The sequence below is a fragment of the Coprococcus sp. ART55/1 genome (assembly GCF_000210595.1).
Classification (GTDB): Bacteria; Bacillota; Clostridia; order Lachnospirales; family Lachnospiraceae; genus Coprococcus; species Coprococcus aceti.
Window position 1 is genome coordinate 340,522 of sequence record NC_021018.1, and the last position, 2,804, is coordinate 343,325.

The window sequence follows — 2,804 nt, forward strand, 5'->3', positions numbered from 1 at the left end:
TCTACATGTTCACGCCGCTCTACATAGCCAACTACTGTGAGAACTACTGCGTATACTGCGGCTTCAACTGCTACAATCACATCAACAGAATGAAACTCTCAGCAGAGCAGATCGAGAAGGAAATGAAGGTCATCGCCGACAGCGGCATGGAAGAGATCCTTATACTGACCGGCGAGAGCCGCAGCCAGAGTGACGTAACGTATATCGGCGAGGCATGCAAGCTTGCAAGGAAATACTTCCGCATGGTAGGCCTTGAAATATATCCGGTGAACACCGATGAGTACCGCTACCTCCATGAGTGCGGTGCGGACTATGTGACAGTGTTCCAGGAGACCTACGACGCAGACAAATACGAGACCCTTCACCTGATGGGTCACAAGAGAGTATGGCCATACCGTTTCGACTCGCAGGAGCGCGCCCTCATGGGCGGAATGCGGGGCGTTGCATTCTCAGCACTGTTAGGGCTCTCCGACTTCCGCAAGGATGCACTGGCAACAGCCCTTCACGCGTATTTTCTCCAGAGGAAATACCCACACGCAGAGATGTCACTCTCCTGTCCAAGACTGAGACCGATCATCAACAACGATCAGATCAACCCCCTGGACGTGCACGAGAAGCAGCTCTGCCAGATACTGTGCGCATACAGGATATTCCTGCCATTTGCCGGAATAACGGTATCTTCAAGAGAGAGTGCAGACTTCAGGAACGGCATAGTGAAGATCGCAGCGACCAAGGTATCGGCGGGCGTGTCAACCGGAATCGGCGATCACGAGAGCAAGTACAGCGGCAAGACTTCCTGCAGTGAGCAGGGCGACGAGCAGTTCGAGATCAACGACAACAGAAGTCTTGAGCATATGTATTCAGACATAGAGGGCGAGGGGCTGCAGCCCGTACTCAATGACTATCTGTATGTGTAACAATTTTAGAAAGGACTTTGAAATGTATACATTTGATCCTACTTTATATTTTATAACGGACAGCACAGGGTTGTCCGAGGAGGAATTTCTGTACAGAGTGGAGTGTGCTCTGGACGGCGGTGCGACACTCATGCAGCTTAGAGAAAAGGAAAGAACTACCCGTGAGTACATACATCTTGCGGACAAGGTGCACTCAATTGCGCGCCGCTACAACGTGCCACTCATCATAGATGACCGGGTAGATGTGGCTCTGGCGGCGGACTCCGAGGGTGTCCATGTGGGACAGACCGACATGCCTGTCTCCATTGCCAGAAAACTCATGGGGTCCGACCGCATCGTGGGTGCAACCACCAAGACTGTTCCTCAGGCCGTGGAGGCGTATGAACAGGGAGCTGATTATCTGGGAGTTGGAGCCATCTACCCAACCACCACCAAGGTCAAGACAGTGCTCACATCCACGGATACACTGAGAGACATTTGCAAGGCAGTTCCCATCCCGGTAAATGCCATCGGAGGACTCAATCCGACCAACCTGGATGTCCTCTCGGGCATACCTATCGCCGGCATCTGTGTGGTGTCCGCCATAATGAAAGCTGACAATCCAAAGGATGCTGCCAGCCGTCTATTGGCATTATCCAGGCAGTTACAGTCAAAAATCTCTCTCAAATAAGCAAAAATTGCAAAAATACGCAACTTATTTTCATTTTAATGAAAAGAAAGGTTGCAATTAAATGATTTTGCAATTACAATCAATACAAAGTGTAACTATTTTTTTGTATGAGGTGGTTTTAATGGAAAACGTATTAAACAGCATATATTCCAACAGTATTATGGTTCAGGATCAAAGTAATGATACCGCAAAGGAAGCAGCAGTTGAGGCTGTACATGCAAGAGTCGTTGCAAAGCCGAACTTCATCAGAGGTTCCGTGGAGCTGCTCGTACTCTATCTGCTCAGCCAGAAAGATTATTACGGCTACGAGCTGTCACAGCTCATGGACTCACTGTCAGACGGCGTGATAAAGATTCCTATCGGTTCTCTCTATCCTGCACTGTACAAATTGATTGAATACGGTTTCATCTCCGATCACAAAGAGCAGGTTGGAAAGAGAATGACCAGAGTATATTATCATCTGGAGCAGCCTGGATTCCAGCGTATGCATATTCTTATAACTGAGTATACAAAGGTTCACAAGGCTATTTCATCCATACTTGACTATACTCCAGAGCCTGAGAAGAAATAATTTCTTTCAGATTAAAAATACCGTTGTCCATATTTTTTATGAACAACGGTATTTTTTATTTTACTATTCTGTACTTCTTTGAAACTGTACCCTTATACCTTCCGGAAAACTTTATCTTCACCGTATATGTTCCGGCTTTCTTTCTCGCCTTAGGATATGTCACCTTGTAGTATTTTGATGATATTATCTTACCATTGCTGTCCTTCACAGTCACCTTAGGTGTCTTTGTCTTACCATCATACTTATATCTCGTCTGTGATAATGTAACACTCTTTATCTTCTTGACAACGATATACTTCTTCTGGCCGCATTTTCTGCATGTATGTAACACCTTGCCATCGCTTCTGGTAGTTGCTGTTTTTACTACCTTGCCGGAATATACATGCGCACATTTTCCTGTTACTGTTACCGTATATGATGCTGAACGTGATCCAACAGTGGCTGTGATCTTCACAGTTCCCTTTCTGAGACCTGTTACCACTCCTGTAGGTGACACCTTTGCAATAGCGGAATTCGATGTTTTCCACTTAGCTCCCGCAAGCACCTTATACGATGTACTTCCATACTGTCCAAGGACTGCCTTGAGTGTGAGAGTTACCTTCTGTCCCTCCTGCACGCTCTTATTTCCGGTCATCTTAACCGATGT

General features: G+C 46.8%; 4 protein-coding genes. 3 read left to right on the top strand and 1 reads right to left on the bottom strand.

Annotation, left to right across the window (positions count from 1 at the left end; all coding sequences use genetic code 11):
• The 3 genes from thiH to CCU_RS01565 all read left to right on the top strand — a co-directional run.
• Positions 1-917: 2-iminoacetate synthase ThiH (thiH, locus tag CCU_RS01555; protein WP_208895896.1), on the top strand; the 917-nt coding region annotated here is incomplete at its 5' end.
• Positions 918-939: 22 nt separating this feature from the next.
• Positions 940-1,587: a thiamine phosphate synthase gene (gene thiE / locus CCU_RS01560; protein WP_015533317.1), complete on the top strand. Its 648-nt coding sequence runs from the start codon at positions 940-942 to the stop codon at positions 1,585-1,587.
• Between the two features lie 121 nt (positions 1,588-1,708).
• A complete protein-coding gene (locus tag CCU_RS01565) occupies positions 1,709-2,158 on the top strand; it encodes a PadR family transcriptional regulator (protein WP_015533318.1) in 450 nt (149 codons plus the stop codon).
• A 55-nt stretch (positions 2,159-2,213) separates the two neighbouring features.
• Here the strand turns inward: CCU_RS01565 and CCU_RS01570 are convergent.
• The coding region (locus CCU_RS01570) for an Ig-like domain-containing protein (RefSeq protein ID WP_208895897.1) at positions 2,214-2,804 on the bottom strand (591 nt) is incomplete at its 5' end.

Excerpts from the sequence above, each read along its gene's own strand:
- CCU_RS01565 (WP_015533318.1), top strand. The coding sequence starts at position 1,709 with ATGGAAAACGTATTAAACAGCATATATTCCAACAGTATTATGGTTCAG.
- thiE (WP_015533317.1), top strand. The coding sequence starts at position 940 with ATGTATACATTTGATCCTACTTTATATTTTATAACGGACAGCACAGGG.